The sequence below is a fragment of the Streptomyces sp. NPDC005899 genome, from assembly GCF_040629645.1.
Taxonomy (GTDB): domain Bacteria; phylum Actinomycetota; class Actinomycetes; order Streptomycetales; family Streptomycetaceae; genus Streptomyces.
This window is the reverse complement of record NZ_JBEXWB010000037.1, coordinates 1-17875: the sequence shown is the minus strand read 5'-3', so window position 1 is coordinate 17875 and position 17875 is coordinate 1. Positions and strand designations below refer to the sequence as shown.

The window sequence follows — 17875 nt, the reverse complement described above, 5'->3', positions numbered from 1 at the left end:
CACGCGGGATGATGGGGGCAAGTGGAGCCGATTCGTCCGGATCCGCTCACCCGACAGGAGTCAGATCAGCATGACCACCAAGGCCACGGCCTCCGACGACAGTTTCCATGTCTTCGACACCACCCTGCGCGACGGGGCGCAGCGTGAAGGCATCAACCTGACGGTCGCGGACAAGCTGACCATCGCCCGGCACCTGGACGACTTCGGCGTGGGCTTCATCGAGGGGGGCTGGCCCGGAGCGAACCCCCGCGACACCGAGTTCTTCGCCCGCGCCCGGCAGGAGATCACCTTCGAGCACGCCCAGCTCGTGGCCTTCGGCGCCACGCGCAGGGCCGGCGGCAAGGCCGCCGAGGACCCCCAGGTCCAGGCGCTCCTGGAGTCGGGCGCCCCCGTGATCACCCTCGTCGCCAAGGCCCACGACCGGCACGTGGAGCTGGCCCTGCGCACCACGCTCGAGGAGAACCTCGAGATGGTCCGCGACACCGTCGCCCACCTGAGGGAGCGGGGGCGCCGGGTCTTCGTCGACTGCGAGCACTTCTTCGACGGCTACCGCGCCAACCCTGAGTACGCCAAGTCGGTCGTGCGCACCGCCTCCGAGGCCGGCGCCGACGTGGTCATCCTCTGCGACACCAACGGCGGCATGCTCCCCGCCCAGGTGCAGGCCGTCGTCGCCACCGTCCTCGCCGACACCGGCGCACGGCTCGGCATCCACGCGCAGGACGACACCGGCTGCGCCGTCGCCAACACCCTGGCCGCCGTGGACGCGGGCGCCACCCACGTGCAGTGCACCGCCAACGGGTACGGCGAACGCGTCGGCAACGCCAACCTCTTCCCCGTCGTCGCGGCCCTGGAGCTCAAGTACGGCAAGACCGTCCTGCCCGAGGGCGCGCTCGCCGAGATGACGCGCATCTCGCACGCCATCGCCGAGGTCGTCAACCTCACGCCCTCCACGCACCAGCCCTACGTGGGCGTGTCCGCCTTCGCCCACAAGGCCGGACTGCACGCCTCCGCGATCAAGGTTGATCCGGACCTGTACCAGCACATCGACCCGGAGCTGGTCGGCAACACCATGCGGATGCTGGTGTCCGACATGGCGGGCCGCGCCTCGATCGAGCTCAAGGGCAAGGAGCTCGGCATCGACCTGAGCGGCGACCGGGCTCTCGTCGGCCGTGTCGTCGAGCGGGTCAAGGAGCGTGAGCTCAAGGGCTACACCTACGAGGCGGCCGACGCCTCCTTCGAACTGCTGCTGCGCGCCGAGGTCGACGGCAGGCCGCGCCGGTACTTCCGCGTCGAGTCCTGGCGGGCCATCGTCGAGGACCGCCCCGACGGCACCCACGCCAACGAGGCGACCGTGAAGCTGTGGGCCAAGGGTGAGCGCATCGTCGCCACGGCCGAGGGCAACGGCCCGGTCAACGCCCTGGACCGGGCCCTGCGCGTCGGCCTGGAGCGGATGTACCCGCAGCTGGCCAAGCTCGAACTGGTCGACTACAAGGTCCGCATCCTGGAGGGCCGCACAGGCACCGAGTCCACGACCCGGGTGCTGATCACCACCGGCGACGGCACGGCCGACTGGGCGACGGTCGGCGTGGCGGAGAACGTCATCGCCGCCTCCTGGCAGGCTCTGGAGGACGCGTACACCTACGGGCTGCTGCGGGCGGGCGTCGAGCCCACCGACTAGGACTCCGCGCCCGGATCGCGGCGGGGCCCTTCGGGGGTCCCCCGGGGTTCCGCCACGACCCGGACCGGCGCCGTCGTGGCCCGGGCATGCCCCGGCGGCGCGTACGGACACCGGGAGCGGGGGACGGCCTCTCAGGACGGGCGCGTGCCCGCCGCCGTGTCGACCACGCCCCCGGCGCCGGGCCGTGCGTCAACCGTGCACCCCGCCGTGCGTCCACGGCGCACCCCGGACCGTTGCAGGTGTACAGCAGGCCCTTTGCTCCACCGGGGGCCGCCGGGGGTTACGCCGGACCGTGTCGGACACGCCGCGTCGGACACGGCCGAGTCGGCGGCGTGGGTGGCGCGGATGGGTGCCGGGGCGCGTGAGGCCCGGTCGGACGGGTCACCGTGCCGTACCCGGCCACGCGGCCGCCTCTCCCGTGGTCTCCACGACGACCGGCGCGCGCCACAACATCCGCGGCCGGCGCCGAGAGGCGGCGACCGTGGGCCCCCCGGGTCGAGCCGGAGCACCTGCGCGGTGAGGAACGGTGCGTCCTGTGGGGCGTGTGCGGTCGGAAAGTTGACGTGACCCGGACCCGTCGGTGTTCTCGCCGACCGCGACCGCGACCGCGACCGCGACCATGACCGCGATCGCGACCACGACCGCAATGGCGACCACGAACGCAGCCACCGTGGCCGCCGCGCCCGTACCGCCGTCGCCCCTGCCCGGGCGGACGAGGCACTGCACCTGGAGTCCACGGGGGGCGTGACGTGCGCCGGCGGGCCGGCCGTCATGAGTGAGCCGTTCCGCGTGCCCCGCCCAGGAGCATGCCCCGCCACGAGCCCGACTCTTCACGAGCCCAGCCGTTCACCAACCCCACCTTCCAGCAACCCAGCCTTCCAGGAACCCACCCCTCTCCCCGAGTTCGATCCCCCAGGAGCTCTGGTTCTGCCAAGTGCGGATCCCTTCAACTCCTGAACGCAAGGTGCCTCAGGCCCGCACCGCCCATGGGTACGGACCAATCTCGACGTGAAGTATTGACGCCTCTGTTCCAGCGGGGTTAACTCCAGCCGCAACGCCGGTACCGGTTCCGGTACCGGTTGCGGAACCGGTACCGAAGCCGTGGCCGTCCGATTGCTCCGCCCTGTCCCGCCTTGTCCCTGGAGGCCCCGTTGCGTGTCACCATCGCTGATGTCGCCCGTGAGGCCGGCGTCAGCAAGACGACCGTGTCGCGGGTCATCAACCTCAAGGACGAAGTGGACGGTTCCACGGCGGCCCGTGTTCGTGAAGTGATCGCACATCTCGGCTATGTGCCCAGTTCGGGCGCCGTCGGACTGGCCCGCGGCAGCAGCCGCACGGTCGGGATGCTGGTGCCCTCGCTGACCTGGCCGTGGATGGGCGAACTGCTCCAGGGCGTCGTCGACACCATCGAGGCCGCCGACTACGGGCTGTTGCTGTTCACCTGCAACCGGGGGGCGGAGTCCGTGGAACGCTTCACCAGTCAGGTGTCGGCGCGCGCCTTCGACGGACTCGTCGTCGTCGAGCCGGAGAACACCCTCGACCACCTCACCGAACTGCACCGGTCCGGGCTGCCGATCGTGCTCATCGACGATCGCGGCCACCACCCGGAATTCCCCTCCGTCGTGACCACCAATCACGAGGGGGGCGCGTCGGCGGCCCGTCACCTGCGGGCCGGCGGACGCACCAGACCCCTGGTCGTCACGGGACCCGAGCACTTCGGCTGTGTACGCGAACGGCTCGCGGGGTTCCGTGCGGTCCTGCCCACCGACCTCGTCGTGCGCGGGGACTTCACCGAACGCACCGGCCGCCTCGCCGTGGAGGAACTCCTCGCGTCCGGCGCGGAGTTCGACTCGGTCTTCGCACACAACGACATCACCGCGGCGGGGGTGCTGCGGGCCCTGCGGGCCGCCGGGCGCCGGGTGCCCGACGACATCGCGGTGGTGGGCTTCGACGACATCCCGATGGCCGAGCACACCGAGCCACCGCTGACCACCGTGCGCCAGCCCACACGCCGCATGGGGGAGGCCGCGGCGCGGCTGCTGCTCTCCCACCTCGGCGGCACCGCCGTACCGGACGGTCCGGTCGTGCTGCCCACCGAACTGGTCGTGCGCCACTCGGCGCCGTAACGGACAGGGCCACGCTCCACGGCCCGGGCCCGTCCCTCAGTCCCCGACCCGCACCGCCGGCACCACCCCGCGCCGCCGGCGCGGCCGCACCACCTCGCCTGTCGCGCGATCCGCCCCACCCGCACTGCCCCTACCCGGCGCGTCGAGCGCTGCCCACCTCCCGGATCTCCCAGACCCGCAGTCCTTCTGGAGTCGCCATGTCCGTACGCCGTCGCCACACTCTGAGAGCGCTCTCAGTCGCCACCGCCGTGGTCGCGCTCGCCGCCGGCTGCTCGTCCGCCAACTCGGGCGCCAACAAGGGGGGCGGAGCCGGCGCCTCCGGCGTGCTGACCCTCGGCAAGCCGGACGGACCGCAGACGAACAACAGCAACCCGTTCCTCGCGACCTCGGCGAGCGCCACGCTCGGCTACCGCTTCATGATCTACGAGCCGCTCGCGATGACGAACCAGATCCGCCCCACCGACAAGGCGGACCCGTGGCTGGCGACCGCGTGGGACTGGGAGGCCAACTTCACGAAGGTCACCTTCACCCTCGACGACCGGGCCAAGTGGGCCGACGGCAAGCCCCTGACCGCCGCGGACGTCGCGTTCACCTTCGAGCTCCTCAAGAAGCACCCGGCGCTCAACGGCAACGGCATCCCGTACGACGGGATCACGGTCGAGGGCAAGAAGGTCGTGCTGACCTTCAAGGAGTCCCAGTTCGTCAACCAGAACAAGATCATCACGACCTACGTCGTGCCCAAGCACATCTGGGAGAAGGTCGAGAACCCGGAGACCTGGCCCAACCGCACCCCGGTCGGCTCCGGCCCGTACAAGCTGAAGACCTTCACCCCGCAGACCACCACGCTGACCGCCACGCCCTCGTACTGGAAGGGCGAGACCAAGGTCAAGGAGCTTCGCTACACCGCCTACAACGACAACAGCGCGGCGACCACGGCCCTGGCCAACGGCAAGGTCGAGTGGTCGTTCGTCTTCATGCCGAACTACAAGCAGCTGTACGTCGCCAAGGACCCGAAGAACCACAAGCTCTGGTTCCCCTCCGGGCTCGGCATCCACGGACTGTGGTTCAACACCGCCCGCAAGCCGTTCGACAACCCCGCGCTGCGCAAGGCCATGGCCATGGTCGTCGACCGCAAGGCCATCTACGTCCAGGCGGAGGCGACCCTCTACCCGGAGATCACCAACCCGACGGGCATCCCGCTGCCCGCCGGTGAGCCGTTCATCGCCCCCGAGTACAAGAGCGCCACCACCGCGCCCGACGTGGCCGGGGCCAAGAAGCTCCTCGCCGACGCGGGCTTCAAGCTCAGCGGCGGCGTCCTGAAGGACCCGAGCGGCAAGCCGGTGAAGCTCACCTTCACCGACCCGGCCGGCTGGAACGACTACATCACCGGGCTCTCCATCATCAAGGACAACATCAAGCAGCTCGGCATCGAGGCGAAGGTCAAGACGCAGACCGCGGAGGCATGGGGCAACGACGTCGCCACCGGCAACTTCGACGCCACCCTGCACTGGACCAACAGCGGCGCCACACCGTACGACATGTACCAGAACATCATGGACGGGGCGATCCTCCAGCCCGTCGGCAAGAGCGCCCAGCTCGGCAACTTCGGCCGCTTCAAGAGCCCGGAGGCCACCGCGCTGCTCAAGCAGTACGCGAACGCCACGGACGACGCCGCGCGCACCAAGGCCATGCACGCCCTCCAGAAGATCATGGTCGAGCAGGCCCCGGTCATCCCGACGGCCGCCGCCCCCATCGGCGCCGAGTACTCGACGAAGAACTGGGTGGGCTGGCCCACCGAGGCCGACCCGTACGCCGCGCCGCAGCACACCCAGCCCGACGCGCTGGAAGTCGTGCTGAACCTCGAGCCCGCCAAGTAAGTACGGGGAAGAACCGGCCATGACCACCGAACAGTCCGCACACGCGAGCACCGGGACCGATGTGGTCCTCGAAGCACGCGGAGTCACCAAGCACTTCCCCGTACGGCGCACCGCCGGCGACTTCCTCGCCCGCAGACACCGCACCGTCCACGCCGTCGACGACGTCTCGCTGAAGCTCCGGCGCGGCACCGTCACGGCGCTGGTGGGGGAGTCCGGCTCGGGCAAGTCCACCGTCGCACGGCTGCTCGCCCAGCTGTACCCGCTCACCGCGGGGCAGATCGAGCTGGGCGGCACGGCGGTGAGAGCCGGGCGTGGCCGGTCCTTCCGTACGTACGTCAAGCAGGTCCAGCTGATCTTCCAGGACCCCTTCGCCTCACTGAACCCGGTGCACACCGTGCGCTACCACCTGACCCGGGCGCTCAGGATCCACGACCGGGCGGGCAACGGGGAGGCGGACCTGGAGAAGAACCTGTCCGCCCTGCTCGAACGCGTCCAGCTGACCCCTCCGCACCAGTACCTGGACAGGTTCCCGCACGAGCTGTCGGGCGGGCAGCGCCAGCGCGTCGCGATCGCGCGGGCGCTCGGCGCCGACCCCCAGGTCCTGCTGGCCGACGAGCCGGTGTCGATGCTGGACGTGTCGATCCGGCTCGGCGTCCTCAACCTGCTGCGCGACCTGAAGGAACGCCTGAACCTGGCGATCCTCTACATCACCCACGACATCGCGTCCGCCCGCTACTTCGCGGACACGACCCTGGTGATGTACGCGGGCCGGATCGTCGAGGGCGGTGACAGCGAGACCGTCACCCAGCACCCCGCGCACCCCTACACCCAGCTGCTCATCGCCTCCGCGCCGGACCCCGACCGGGTGGCCGACGAGGAGGCGCAGGAGGAGACCGGCAGCGGCGAGCCGCCCTCCCTGATAGCCCCGCCGGCCGGCTGCCGCTTCCACCCCCGCTGCCCGAAGGCCATGGAACGCTGCCGCACCGAGCTGCCGCCGCGCTTCGACCTGGCGGACGGCCAGTGGGCCGCCTGCTGGCTGTACGACGGCACCACCGCCGAGGGAGCAGCGAAGTGAAGTACATCCTCCAGCGGCTCGCCTTCTACGCGATCACCGCGTGGGCAGCCATCACCATCAACTTCCTGATCCCGCGCCTGATGCCCGGCGACCCGGTCGAGGCCCTCATGAGCCGCTACCAGGGGCAGCTCGACACGAGCGCCATCGCCTCCCTGAAGGCGCTGTTCGGGCTCGACGAGAACCAGTCCGTCTGGTCGCAGTACACCGACTACTGGTCCCACCTGCTCGACGGCGACCTCGGCCTGTCCTTCACCTTCTTCCCGACCCCGGTCGGCGAGGTGATCTCCCAGTCGCTGCCCTGGACCCTGGCGCTCGTCGGCATCACCACCCTGATCAGCTTCCTGCTCGGCACCGGCATCGGCGTGTACAGCGGCTGGCGGCGGGGTTCCTGGCTGGACGGGCTGCTGCCCGTGACCACCTTCATCTCCGCCATCCCGTACTTCTGGCTGGGCCTCATCGCCATCGCGGTGTTCGCGGTGAAGTGGCAGGTCTTCCCGGCCGCCGGCGGCTACGACAACTCCCTGGTCCCGGCCTTCGACTGGCCGTTCGTCTCCAGCGCGCTCTACCACGGGGTGCTCCCGGGGGTGACGATCGTGCTCAGCGCCGTCGCCGGCTGGATCCTCGGCATGCGCAACATGATGGTGACCGTCTCCTCGGAGGACTACGTCATGGTGGCGCAGGCCAAGGGCCTGTCCGAGCGGCGCGTGATGTTCTCCTACGCGGCCCGCAACGCCGTCCTGCCCAACATCTCGGGCTTCGCCCTCTCGCTGGGCTTCATCGTCGGCGGCACCCTGCTGGTCGAGATGGTCTTCTCCTACCCGGGCATCGGCTACCAGCTCTTCCAGGCCGTCGGAGCCAAGGACTACCCGCTGATGCAGGGCGTCTTCCTGATCATCACGCTCTCCGTCCTCGCCGCGAACCTGCTGGCCGACATGGCCTACGCCCTCCTCGACCCGCGCACCCGTAAGGAGGCATGACGCCATGGCCGTCACCGCCACCGACGTCGCCGTACTGGACGACCCGCCCACTCCCGCCGCCACCGGCCGGGCACGGCTGCGCTTCCTGCGCGGCGGGAAGACCCGCACCGGACTGCTGATCCTCGCCTTCTTCGTGCTCATCGCCGTGGCGGGCCCCTGGCTCGCCCCGTACGACCCGGACGCGATGAGCGACCAGCTGCTGCAACCGCCGTCCGGCGACCACTGGTTCGGTACGACGCAGACCGGGCAGGACGTCCTCTCGCAGATCCTCGTCGGCACCCGCGGCGTGCTGCTGGTGGGATTCCTCGCCGGGATCCTGGCGACCGTGCTGTCCGTCCTCATCGGGGTCAGCGCCGGCTTCCTCGGCGGGGCCGCCGACGAGATCCTCTCGATGCTCTCCAACATCTTCCTCGTGATCCCCGGCCTGCCGCTGATCATCATCATCGCGAGCTTCGTCGAGGACACCGGGGACCTGCTGATCGCCGCCGTCATCGCCCTCACCTCCTGGGCCTGGGGGGCACGCGTGCTGCGTGCCCAGACGCTGTCGCTCCGGCGCCGCGACTACGTGGAGGCGGCGCGGGCCACCGGTGAGTCCACCTGGCGGATCATCATCTTCGAGGTCATGCCGAACCTCACCGCCGTCATCGCGTCCGGCTTCGTCGGCACCGTCATCTTCGCGATCCTCTCGGAGATCACCCTCGCGTTCATCGGCGTGGCCGACATCTCCCACTGGAACTGGGGCACCGTGCTCTTCTGGGCCCAGTCCAACCAGGCCCTCGCCCAGGGCGCCTGGTGGTGGTTCGTCCCCGCCGGCCTGTGCATCGCCCTGCTGGGCACCGCCCTCTCCCTCATCAACTTCGGCATCGACGAGTTCGTCAACCCGCGTCTGCGCACCGCCACGGGCGCGTCCCGCACGGTCCGCATGCGGGTCGGCTTCACGCCCGTCGCCCGTGCCGCCGCCCCCGAGGGGCCCGTGCCGCCCGGCTTCACCCCGGTGGCCCGTGGCGGCACGGCCCCGGACCCCGCCGCACCCGGCAACACCGAGGTGTCCGCACAGACCGGCAAGGCCGGCAAGGAGAAGAGCGCATGACCGCCGAGCCGATCCTCACCATCAGCGGCCTGAACGTCGACTACGGCACCGGCGCGAGCGGCGTCCGCGCCCTGCGGGACATCGACCTCACCCTGCACCGCGGTGAAGTCCTCGGCCTGGCCGGCGAGTCGGGCTCGGGCAAGTCCACGCTGGCGTACGCCGTCACCCGGCTGCTCTCCCCGCCCGGGGTGATCACCGGCGGCGACGTCCACTACCACCGGCCGGGCGGCGAGGCCGTCGACATCCTCGCCCTGAGCGCGGACGAACTGCGGGCGTTCCGGTGGCAGGAGCTGTCCATCGTGTTCCAGGGGGCGATGAACTCGCTGAACCCGGTGCACACCGTCCACAGCCAGCTCACCGACGTCCTCACCGCGCACCGCCCCGGCATGCGGGCCGCCGAGCGGACCGCGCGGGCCGAGGAACTGCTCAGCCTCGTCGGGATCTCCGCCGACCGGCTCGCCGCCTACCCGCACCAGCTCTCCGGCGGCATGCGCCAGCGCGTGATGATCGCGATGGCACTCGCCTTGGAACCCGAGATCGTCATCATGGACGAGCCGACCACCGCCCTCGACGTCGTCATGCAGCGGCAGATCCTGCGCAAGCTCGTCGAACTGCGGGAGCGCCTCTCCTTCTCGGTCGTGTTCATCACCCACGACATCTCGCTGCTCATCGAGTTCTCCGACCGCATCGCGATCATGTACGGCGGGCGGATCGTGGAGCAGGCGGGCGCCGCGGAGATCTACCGCGACCCCCGCCACCCCTACAGCGAGGGCCTCCTGCACTCCTTCCCGGCCCTCCACGGCCCCCGCCGGGAGCTCACCGGGATCCCCGGCTCGCCCCCGCACCTGTCCGCGATGCCCACCGGCTGTGCCTTCCACCCCCGTTGCGGCAAGGCGTTCGAGCCGTGCGCCCAGCGGGTGCCGGTCCTCGCCCCACCGGTCGCCGGCGAGGACCGCGAGGCCGCCTGCTGGCTGCACCACTGACCGCTTCCCGACGCACGCCCCCACAGGACGAACCGGAGTTACGGAGAGCCATGAACCTCGTCACCCCTCGCAGCAGCCTGCAGCCCGCCGCCGTCCGGGGACTCCCCGCCGGCTTCCGCTGGGGTGTGGCCACCTCCTCGTACCAGATCGAGGGTGCGGCAGCCGAGGACGGCCGCACCCCGTCGATCTGGGACACCTTCTGCCGGGTGCCGGGGGCCGTGCACAACGGGGAGCACGGGGACGTGGCCTGCGACCACTACCACCGGATGCCCGAGGACGTGGAGCTCATCGCGGGCCTCGGCGTCGACACCTACCGCTTCTCGCTCGCCTGGCCGCGTATCCAGCCGGGCGGCCGTGGCCCGGCCAACGCCAAGGGCCTCGACTTCTACAAGCGGCTCGTCGACGAGCTCCGGGGCAGGGGTGTCACCCCCTGGATCACCCTCTACCACTGGGACCTGCCGCAGGAGCTGGAGGACGCCGGCGGCTGGCCGGCCCGCGACACCGCCCTGCGCTTCGCCGACTACGCCATGCTCGCGTACGAGGCACTCGGCGACCGGGTCGAACACTGGACGACGCTGAACGAGCCGTGGTGCTCGGCGATGCTCGGCTACGCCTACGGGGCCCACGCCCCCGGCCGCACCGACCTGGGCGACGCCATGGGTGCCGTCCACCACCTGCTCCTGGGCCACGGTCTCGCCGCCGGGCGGATGCGCGAGGCGGCGGGCGGCAACCCGCTGGAGCTCGGCATCACCCTCAACCTCGGCACGGCCACCCCGGAGACCGGCAGCGAGGCGGACCGGGAGGCCTGCCGCCGGGCCGACGGCATGGGCACCCGCCTCTACCTCGACCCGATCGTCCACGGCCGCTACCCGCAGGACGTCGTGGCGGACCTGGCGGCCCAGGGCATCGAACTGCCCGTCCAGGACGGCGACCTCGCCGCCATCGCCACGCCCCTCGACGTCCTCGGCGTCAACTTCTACCGGGGCGCCCTGTTCTCCGGCGTCACCGAGGACGGATCGCCGACCGGCGACGACGGCCTGCCCGTCGTCCGCGGGGTGGAGCGCGACCTGCCCCGCACCGCCATGGACTGGGAGATCACCCCGACCGAGCTGACCGATCTCCTGCTGCGGCTCCAGCGCGACTACGCGCTGCCGACCGTCATCACCGAGAACGGGGCCGCGTTCGACGACACCGTGGCCGCCGACGGCTCCGTGCCCGACACCGACCGCACCGCCTACCTCGCCGACCACATCGCCGCCATGGCCGAGGCCCGCCGGCAGGGCGCCGACGTCCGGGGCTACTTCGCCTGGTCGCTGATGGACAACTTCGAGTGGGCCTACGGCTACGACAAGCGGTTCGGCATCGTCCGCGTCGACTACGACACGCAGCTGCGGACGCTCAAGGACAGCGCGAAGTGGTACCGCGACACCATCCGCCTCACCCGGGAAGCGCGCACCGACTGACCCGCCCGGCGGCACCCGCGCACGGCCGGCCGGGACAGGGGCACGCGGCCCGGTCACGGCGCCGCGGCGGAGGCCGACCGGGTGCGGGCCGGGCCGAACCGGAGCAACCCCGGAACCGAAAGCCGGAGCAGCCCCGGAACCGGAAGCAACGCCGGAACCCGAGCGGCGCCGGAACCGAAAGCAACGCCGGACCTCACGGAAGAGAGCCGTACATGCCACGCACACCGCACGCCCGCGTACGTCACCGGGCGAGACCGGCCACGGCAGCGCTCGCCGCCGTCACCGTCCTCGCCGGGCTCCTCGCCGGAGCCGCGACCAGCTCGGCGGCCGAGGGGGACGAGCCGGCACCGGTCCTCGTCGACCGCTTCGAGGGCGAGGTCCCGCTCGGCAACCCGCCCGCCGACGCCCTCTTCACCTGGGGCGGCGACGCGGACGACCAGCCGAAGCTGGAGTTCGCCGAGCGCGCCGACGCCCCCGAGGGCGCCAAGGTCCTCCAGGGCACCTACGACATCAGCGCCTGGGGCGGGCTGAGCCACGAGTTCGCGGTGGACCAGCCGCCGAGGGACTGGACCGCGCACAAGGGCATCCGCTTCTGGTGGTACGGGCAGAACAAGGCGCCGCTGCCGCCCGGTTCCGGCAAGCGGATCAACTTCGAGATCAAGGACGGCGGCGCCAACGGCGGCGCGTCCGAGCTGTGGACGACGTCGTTCACCGACGACTGGGAGGGCTGGCACCAGGTCGAGATCCCCTTCGCGGAGTTCGTCTACCGGGCCGACTACCAGCCCGTAGGCGGCATCGACCAGGTCCTCGGCCTGAACGAGATGTGGGGCTACGCGCTCACGCTGCCGACCGGCGCCCCCGGGTCCTTCGCCATGGACGCCGTCGAGCTGTACGGAAAGGCCGACCCGGCCCTGAAGTCGAGCGTCGTCGTCGACTCCGCGGTCCACACGGTGAAGGAGGGCGGCACCGCGGACATCAGGATCTCCGTCGCCACCACCGGCTCCGTTCCCATCGAGGAGCCCGTCACCGTCACCTACACCACCCGGGGCGGCAGCGCCGAGGCCGGCAAGGACTACAGGCCCGTAAGCGGCACGCACACCTTCCCGGCGGGCACCGCCTCCGGCACCACGCACACCGTCTCCGTGGCCACCACGAAGGACAGGGGCGCCGAAGCGGCGGAGACGGTCCCCCTGGAGCTCACGGTCACCGGGGCCAAGCCGCCCAAGGAGAACCCGCAGGTCGTCATCGACGCCCACGGGCTCCCGTACCAGGACGCGAAGCTCCCGGTGAAGAAGCGCGTCGCCGACCTGCTGGCGCGGATGTCCCCGGCCGAGAAGGCCGGCCAGATGACCCAGGCCGAGCGCAACGCGCTGAAGTCGCAGGGTGACATCGCCGCGTACGACCTCGGTTCGCTGCTCTCCGGCGGCGGATCCGTCCCGACCCCGAACACGGCGGCCGCCTGGGCCAAGATGGTCGACGCCTACCAGCTGCGCGCCCGGGCCACCCGCTTCCAGATCCCGCTGATCTACGGCGTGGACGCGGTGCACGGCCACAACAACGTCATCGGCTCGACGATCATGCCGCACAACATAGGCGTCGGCGCCACCCGCGACCCGCAGCTCGCCGGCAGGACCGGCGCGGTCACCGCGAGCGAGGTGCGCGCCACCGGCATCCCGTGGGACTTCGCCCCCTGCCTGTGCGTCACCCGTGACGAGCGCTGGGGCCGCTCCTACGAGGCCTACGGCGAGGACCCGGCACTCGTCGAGTCGATGGAGACCGTCATCACCGGCATGCAGGGCCACGCCTCCGGCAGGGACCTCGACCGGAACGACAAGGTGCTGGCCAGCGCCAAGCACTTCGTCGGCGACGGCGGCACGGAGTTCGGCTCGTCCACCACCGGCTCGTACACCATCGACCAGGGCGTCACCAAGGTCACCCGCGAGGAGCTGGAAGCGGTCCACCTCGCCCCGTTCGCCGAGTCCGTGAAGCGGGGCGTCGGCACGGTCATGCCGTCGTACTCCTCGCTGGACGTCATCGGTGACGACGCCGGGCCGGTGAAGATGCACGCGAACGCCGAGATGATCAACGGTGTCCTCAAGGACCGGATGGGCTTCGAGGGCTTCGTCATCAGCGACTGGCAGGCCATCGACCAGATCCCCGGCGACTACGCCAGCGACGTCCGCACGTCGGTCAACGCCGGACTCGACATGATCATGGTCCCGACGGCCTACCAGGACTTCACCAGGACCCTCCAGGACGAGGTCACCGCGGGCCGGATCACGCAGGCCCGGATCGACGACGCGGTCTCCCGGATCCTGACCCAGAAGTTCCGCCTCGGCCTCTTCGAGAAGCCGTACGCGGACACGTCGAACCTGGACGGCGTCGGCTCGGCCGCACACCGCGCGGTCGCCCGCGAGGCCGCCGCCAAGTCGCAGGTGCTCCTGAAGAACGACGGCGCCGTGCTCCCCCTCAAGGCGTCGCAGAAGGTCTACGTCGCCGGTTCCAACGCCGACGACCTCGGCAACCAGGCCGGCGGCTGGACCGTCAGCTGGCAGGGTGGCTCCGGTGCCACCACCACGGGTACGACGATCCTTGAGGGCATCGAGAAGAACACCTCCTCGGCGACGTACTCCAAGGACGCCTCCGCCCCGACCGAGGGCTACGACGCCGGCGTCGTGGTCGTCGGCGAGAAGCCGTACGCCGAGGGCATCGGCGACGTCGGCAACGGGCACGACCTGGAACTCACCGACGCCGACAAGAAGGCCGTCGACACCGTCTGCGCGGCGATGAAGTGCGCCGTCCTCGTCGTCTCCGGCCGCCCGCAGCTCATCGGCGACCGGCTCGGGGACATCGACGCACTGGTCGCCTCCTGGCTGCCGGGCACCGAGGGCGACGGCGTCGCCGACGTGCTCTACGGCAAGCGGGCCTTCACCGGACAGCTCCCGGTGACCTGGCCGAGGTCCGAGTCGCAGCTGCCGGTGAACGTCGGCGACACGGCGTACGACCCGCAGTTCCCGTACGGCTGGGGGCTCACCACCCTGAAGAAGGCGCCCGCGGGCGGAGAGGCCACCCTCGCCGCCCTCGCCGTCACCGCCCACCTCGCGGAGAAGGCGGGACTCGGGAGGACCCCGGCGGGCAAGGCGATCGTGGACCAGGCCCGGCTGCTGGTCCAGCAGCGGACCGGCGGGAAGCTGACGCAGGCGGTGTCCAAGCCGTTCGCCGAGGCCGACCACCTCCTGCTCACCGGCGACCTTACGGGGGCGGTGGCCGAGCTGCGTAGCGCGTACCGCGCGGTGTGAGCAGCGCGTACCGCGCGGTGTGAGCAGTGGGCACCGCACGGTGTCAGTCGCATACGCGGTGGAAGGACCCGGATGGGCGGCGCGTTCGCCGCCCATCCGGGTTACTTTCGGAGTATGCGCACGAGGCTGCTCGTCCCCCTCTGGGCCGGCCTGCTGCTGATCCTGTCGGCGGCCGTGCTGGCCATGTCCCCCGCCGTCCCGGCCGCCACCTCCACGATCGACGACGCGGCCCGGGCCCTGCGCCAGGGGCCCGTGTACGTCGATCCGGCGGCTGCCGACCAGCTCTCCGCCTCGCAGGCGGACGCCCTGGAGAAAAAGATCAAGGACGCCGACAAGCCGGTCTTCGTGGCCGTGCTCCCGGCGACCTCCGACTTCCCGCCGCAGACCCTCCTGCGTGACCTGCGCAGCGACACCGGGATCACCGGTGTCTACGCCGTCCGCCTCGGTGACGGCTTCAACGCGGGCGCGGACCCGCAGGTGATGCCGACCCGCGCGGTCGCGAACCTCACCGGTGCCGTCAAGGCCCCCGGCACCGGCACGGACGCGGCCACCCAGCTCGACGCGTTCGTCGACCGCGCCGTCGAGCAGGCCAGGGGCAGCGCCCCCGCCTCGTGGTCCGGAGGCGGCGCGCAGGACAGGGGCGCGAGCGCGGCCCCCGTGGCCGGGCTGATCGTCCTCGGCGGACTGGTCCTCGTCGGCGGAGGCGGTGTCTACGCCGTCTCCCGCCGCAGCAGGAAGCGCAAGGAGGCGGAGGAGCAGGCCGCGCTCGAACGGCTGCGCGTCGTCGTGGACGAGGACATCACCGCCTACGGCGAGGCCCTGGACCGGCTCGACTTCCATCCCGCGGAGCCGGGTGCCGACGACGCCATGCGCGCCGACTACGAGCGCGCGCTCGACTCGTACGAGGACGCCAAGTCCCGGATGGGCAGCGCCCGGCACCCCTCCGACGTGCGCGCGGTCACCGAGGCGCTGGAGGACGGCCGCTTCTCCCTCGCCGTCCTGGACGCCCGCCGCAAGCACCGCGAGCTGCCCGCCCGTCGCCCGCCGTGCTTCTTCGACCCCCGCCACGGCCCCTCCGTCACCGACGTCCTGTGGACGCCGTCCGGAGGCGCGTCGCGCGAGGTCCCGGTCTGCGCGGCGGACGAGGTCCGGCTCCGTGAGGGCGACGACCCGATGAGCCGCACGGTCGACATCGGTGACGGCCGCCGGCGCCCGTACTGGGAGGCGGGCCCCGCCTACGGGCCGTGGGCGGGCGGCTACTTCGGCGGCGGCCTCCTGCCGGGTCTGCTCGTCGGCACGATGCTCGGCTCGATGCTGTCGACCCCCGCCTACGCGGCCGAGTACGGCGGCGGCGACTTCGGGGGCGGGGACTGGGGCGGTGGTGACTTCTCCGGTTCCGACTTCGACGCGGGCGGCTTCGGCGGCGGGGACGGCGGCGGCTTCGGAGACGGCGGCGGCTTCGGAGGCGGCGGCGGCTTCAGAGGCGGCGGCGGGTTCGACGGCGGGGGCGGCTTCTGACCGGAGTTCGCGGGCGGGCGGACGCCCCGGCCGTCGCTCAGACGGAGCGCGTTGCGGCAGCACCCTCCCAGGTGTCCGGGGCCCACATGCCCGCCCGCTTGAGCGAGGCGGGGCAGTGCAGGTAGATCTCGTCGATCTCCACGACCAGGGCCAGGTCGGGGCGGCGCCCCTTGACCGCCATCGCGGCGAAGAACGGGGCGTCCGTGAGGATGCGGGCCCGGCCGTTGACCCGCAGCACGGTCGTCGAGCCGGGTATCAGGTAGAGCAGGCCGACGTGCGGGTTGGCCAGGTTGTTGTGGAAGCTGTCCCCGCGCCGGTTGCCCGGCAGGTCGGGGAGGGCGAGGGTGCGTCTGTCCAGGGCGAGGGTGAAGCCCGGCTCGCCGCCGCGCGGGGACGTGTCGCAGTTGCCCTCGGCGTCGGAGGTGGACACCGCGCAGAAGGGCGCCCGGGCCAGCAGACCGAGGTCGGCGTCGGTCAGCTCGTCGTGCACCTTGTCGATGACGAGGGGCCACGGGACGCCGAGTATCTCGCGCAACTGCTCCGCCGACCGCAGGGGTACGGCTCCGGACAGCGGGTCCCCGGCGGGAGCGGGGGCGGCCTCGGCCACGGCGTTCGACAAGGGGGGTCTCCGTACCTCGGGAGCGGACGGCGGCGGACGCCGGCCTCGCGTTATTAGGGTCACCTTACTTGTGACCCGCGCTCCTCCGTGCGGGGGTACTGCCCACGGGACGGAACCCGGGCGGGCCCGCGACCCGCACCGGGGCGGACCGCGGCCGCCGTGCGGTGGCCGGGGGTGCTCGGTCGCGCCGTGCGGTGGCCGGGGCTGCGCGGTGGTGCACCTGTGACCGCCGTGTCAGTCGCGGGTCGCGGTCACGTCCCCGTTGACGGTGGCGAGTGTCATATCATGGCCCTTGCGCTCCGTGGAGACGGGGACGCCCACCGAGGTCCGGCCGTTCCGCGTCGTCGCCGCGACCTTGTAGGCGGGCACCCGGTCGGGCAGGGCGACCCGCACCGAGCCGTTGGTCGTGGTGGCGGTGAGACGCGAGGGGGAGGTGGCACTGCCGAGCGTCACGTCCCCGTTGACGGTCTCGGCGTGCAGGCGCTCCGAACGCAGCGTGCCCGCCCGGACGGAGCCGTTGCGGGTGACCAGCCGGACGGTGGCGTCCTGCACACCGGACCGGGCGACCGTCACGTCCCCGTTCACGGTGGTCAGATCCAGCCCCGCGTCGATCCCCACCGCGTCGATCCCCGCGTTCCGGGCGGTGACCGTGACGGACACACCGGCGGGGACGCCGATCACCGGCATGCGGGGGCAGTCCCCACCGTCCTCCGCACGGCCGTCGTCCTCCGCACGGTCCTCGTGGTCCGCACGGTCCTCGTGCCGCGGACAGGACAGGTCGAGGACCCAGGTCTCGTCGTGGTGGGACCAGCGGCTGTGGGTGTGCCCGTCCGGGAGCGCCACCCGGTCGTCGTCGGCCGGCCGCAGGCGTACGCCGTTGCCGGTCGTGATCACCAGTTGCGTTCCCTGCGCCAGCGCGGGCGGTGCTCCGCCCGGCGCCCCGTCAGGTCGTGGGCCGGGATCCCCGCCGCACGCCGCCACGACGGGGACGACCGCCAGCAGTGCGGCCCATCGCCCCGCATGTCTGAAACCCGTGATGTCCATGTCCGCTCGCCTTCCCCCGCCCGGGCCGCCTATAGCACCGGGGGCGAACGGCCGTCGCGTACGGGAGGGTCGGCAGGGTCCGCGGGCAGGGGTGGCCGGAGCCGTGCGACGGCATCCGGCCACCCC

General features: G+C 71.8%; 12 protein-coding genes. 10 read left to right on the top strand and 2 right to left on the bottom strand.

The genetic code is table 11. The features are described 5' to 3' along the window. Nucleotides 1–70: 70 nt before the first annotated feature. The 10 genes from cimA (at nucleotide 71) to ABZ371_RS07590 (ending at nucleotide 16086) form a co-directional block, all read left to right on the top strand. Entirely contained in the window at nucleotides 71–1678 is a 1608-nt protein-coding gene (cimA, locus tag ABZ371_RS07635) for a citramalate synthase (protein WP_358674952.1), read from the top strand. Nucleotides 1679–2829: 1151 nt separating this feature from the next. After that, complete coding sequence (locus tag ABZ371_RS07630) at nucleotides 2830–3804, top strand: LacI family DNA-binding transcriptional regulator (RefSeq protein ID WP_358674949.1); 975 nt, start codon at nucleotides 2830–2832, stop codon at nucleotides 3802–3804. 197 nt (nucleotides 3805–4001) lie between these two features. After that, nucleotides 4002–5681 carry an ABC transporter substrate-binding protein gene (locus ABZ371_RS07625; protein WP_358674946.1) on the top strand — a complete coding sequence of 560 codons (1680 nt, stop codon included), beginning with the start codon at nucleotides 4002–4004 and terminating at the stop codon, nucleotides 5679–5681. A 19-nt stretch (nucleotides 5682–5700) separates the two neighbouring features. Continuing rightward, nucleotides 5701–6756 carry an ABC transporter ATP-binding protein gene (locus tag ABZ371_RS07620; RefSeq protein ID WP_358674943.1) on the top strand — a complete coding sequence of 352 codons (1056 nt, stop codon included), beginning with the start codon at nucleotides 5701–5703 and terminating at the stop codon, nucleotides 6754–6756. Further along, nucleotides 6753–7733, top strand: coding sequence for an ABC transporter permease (locus ABZ371_RS07615; RefSeq protein WP_358674940.1), 981 nt, complete (start codon nucleotides 6753–6755; stop codon nucleotides 7731–7733). The genes ABZ371_RS07620 and ABZ371_RS07615 overlap by 4 nt, the downstream gene beginning before the upstream one ends. A 4-nt stretch (nucleotides 7734–7737) precedes the next feature. Beyond that, nucleotides 7738–8823 carry an ABC transporter permease gene (locus ABZ371_RS07610; RefSeq protein ID WP_358674937.1) on the top strand — a complete coding sequence of 362 codons (1086 nt, stop codon included), beginning with the start codon at nucleotides 7738–7740 and terminating at the stop codon, nucleotides 8821–8823. Further along, on the top strand, nucleotides 8820–9806 hold the full coding sequence (locus ABZ371_RS07605; RefSeq protein ID WP_358674934.1) for an ABC transporter ATP-binding protein: 987 nt from the start codon (nucleotides 8820–8822) through the stop codon (nucleotides 9804–9806). The genes ABZ371_RS07610 and ABZ371_RS07605 overlap by 4 nt, the downstream gene beginning before the upstream one ends. Nucleotides 9807–9856: 50 nt before the next feature. Next, nucleotides 9857–11269 carry a GH1 family beta-glucosidase gene (locus ABZ371_RS07600; protein WP_358674932.1) on the top strand — a complete coding sequence of 471 codons (1413 nt, stop codon included), beginning with the start codon at nucleotides 9857–9859 and terminating at the stop codon, nucleotides 11267–11269. A gap of 212 nt (nucleotides 11270–11481) precedes the next feature. Next, nucleotides 11482–14568 carry a glycoside hydrolase family 3 N-terminal domain-containing protein gene (locus tag ABZ371_RS07595; protein WP_358674929.1) on the top strand — a complete coding sequence of 1029 codons (3087 nt, stop codon included), beginning with the start codon at nucleotides 11482–11484 and terminating at the stop codon, nucleotides 14566–14568. Between the two features lie 114 nt (nucleotides 14569–14682). Further along, nucleotides 14683–16086: a hypothetical protein gene (locus ABZ371_RS07590; RefSeq protein WP_358674926.1), complete on the top strand. Its 1404-nt coding sequence runs from the start codon at nucleotides 14683–14685 to the stop codon at nucleotides 16084–16086. Nucleotides 16087–16123: 37 nt separating this feature from the next. Here ABZ371_RS07590 and ABZ371_RS07585 read toward each other — a convergent pair whose 3' ends face one another. Together ABZ371_RS07585 and ABZ371_RS07580 are read right to left on the bottom strand one after the other, a co-directional pair. Next, nucleotides 16124–16705 carry an MSMEG_1061 family FMN-dependent PPOX-type flavoprotein gene (locus ABZ371_RS07585; RefSeq protein WP_358674923.1) on the bottom strand — a complete coding sequence of 194 codons (582 nt, stop codon included), beginning with the start codon at nucleotides 16703–16705 and terminating at the stop codon, nucleotides 16124–16126. Nucleotides 16706–16939: 234 nt separating this feature from the next. Then, on the bottom strand, nucleotides 16940–17749 hold the full coding sequence (locus ABZ371_RS07580; protein ID WP_358674921.1) for a DUF4097 family beta strand repeat-containing protein: 810 nt from the start codon (nucleotides 17747–17749) through the stop codon (nucleotides 16940–16942). Nucleotides 17750–17875: the final 126 nt, after the last annotated feature.

What these genes read in the sequence shown, in the direction of transcription:
- cimA (WP_358674952.1), top strand. Translation starts at nt 71, where the DNA reads ATGACCACCAAGGCCACGGCCTCCGACGACAGTTTCCATGTCTTCGAC.
- ABZ371_RS07625 (WP_358674946.1), top strand. Translation starts at nt 4,002, where the DNA reads ATGTCCGTACGCCGTCGCCACACTCTGAGAGCGCTCTCAGTCGCCACC.
- ABZ371_RS07620 (WP_358674943.1), top strand. Translation starts at nt 5,701, where the DNA reads ATGACCACCGAACAGTCCGCACACGCGAGCACCGGGACCGATGTGGTC.
- ABZ371_RS07610 (WP_358674937.1), top strand. Translation starts at nt 7,738, where the DNA reads ATGGCCGTCACCGCCACCGACGTCGCCGTACTGGACGACCCGCCCACT.
- ABZ371_RS07605 (WP_358674934.1), top strand. Translation starts at nt 8,820, where the DNA reads ATGACCGCCGAGCCGATCCTCACCATCAGCGGCCTGAACGTCGACTAC.
- ABZ371_RS07600 (WP_358674932.1), top strand. Translation starts at nt 9,857, where the DNA reads ATGAACCTCGTCACCCCTCGCAGCAGCCTGCAGCCCGCCGCCGTCCGG.
- ABZ371_RS07595 (WP_358674929.1), top strand. Translation starts at nt 11,482, where the DNA reads ATGCCACGCACACCGCACGCCCGCGTACGTCACCGGGCGAGACCGGCC.
- ABZ371_RS07590 (WP_358674926.1), top strand. Translation starts at nt 14,683, where the DNA reads ATGCGCACGAGGCTGCTCGTCCCCCTCTGGGCCGGCCTGCTGCTGATC.
- ABZ371_RS07580 (WP_358674921.1), bottom strand. Translation starts at nt 17,749, where the DNA reads ATGGACATCACGGGTTTCAGACATGCGGGGCGATGGGCCGCACTGCTG.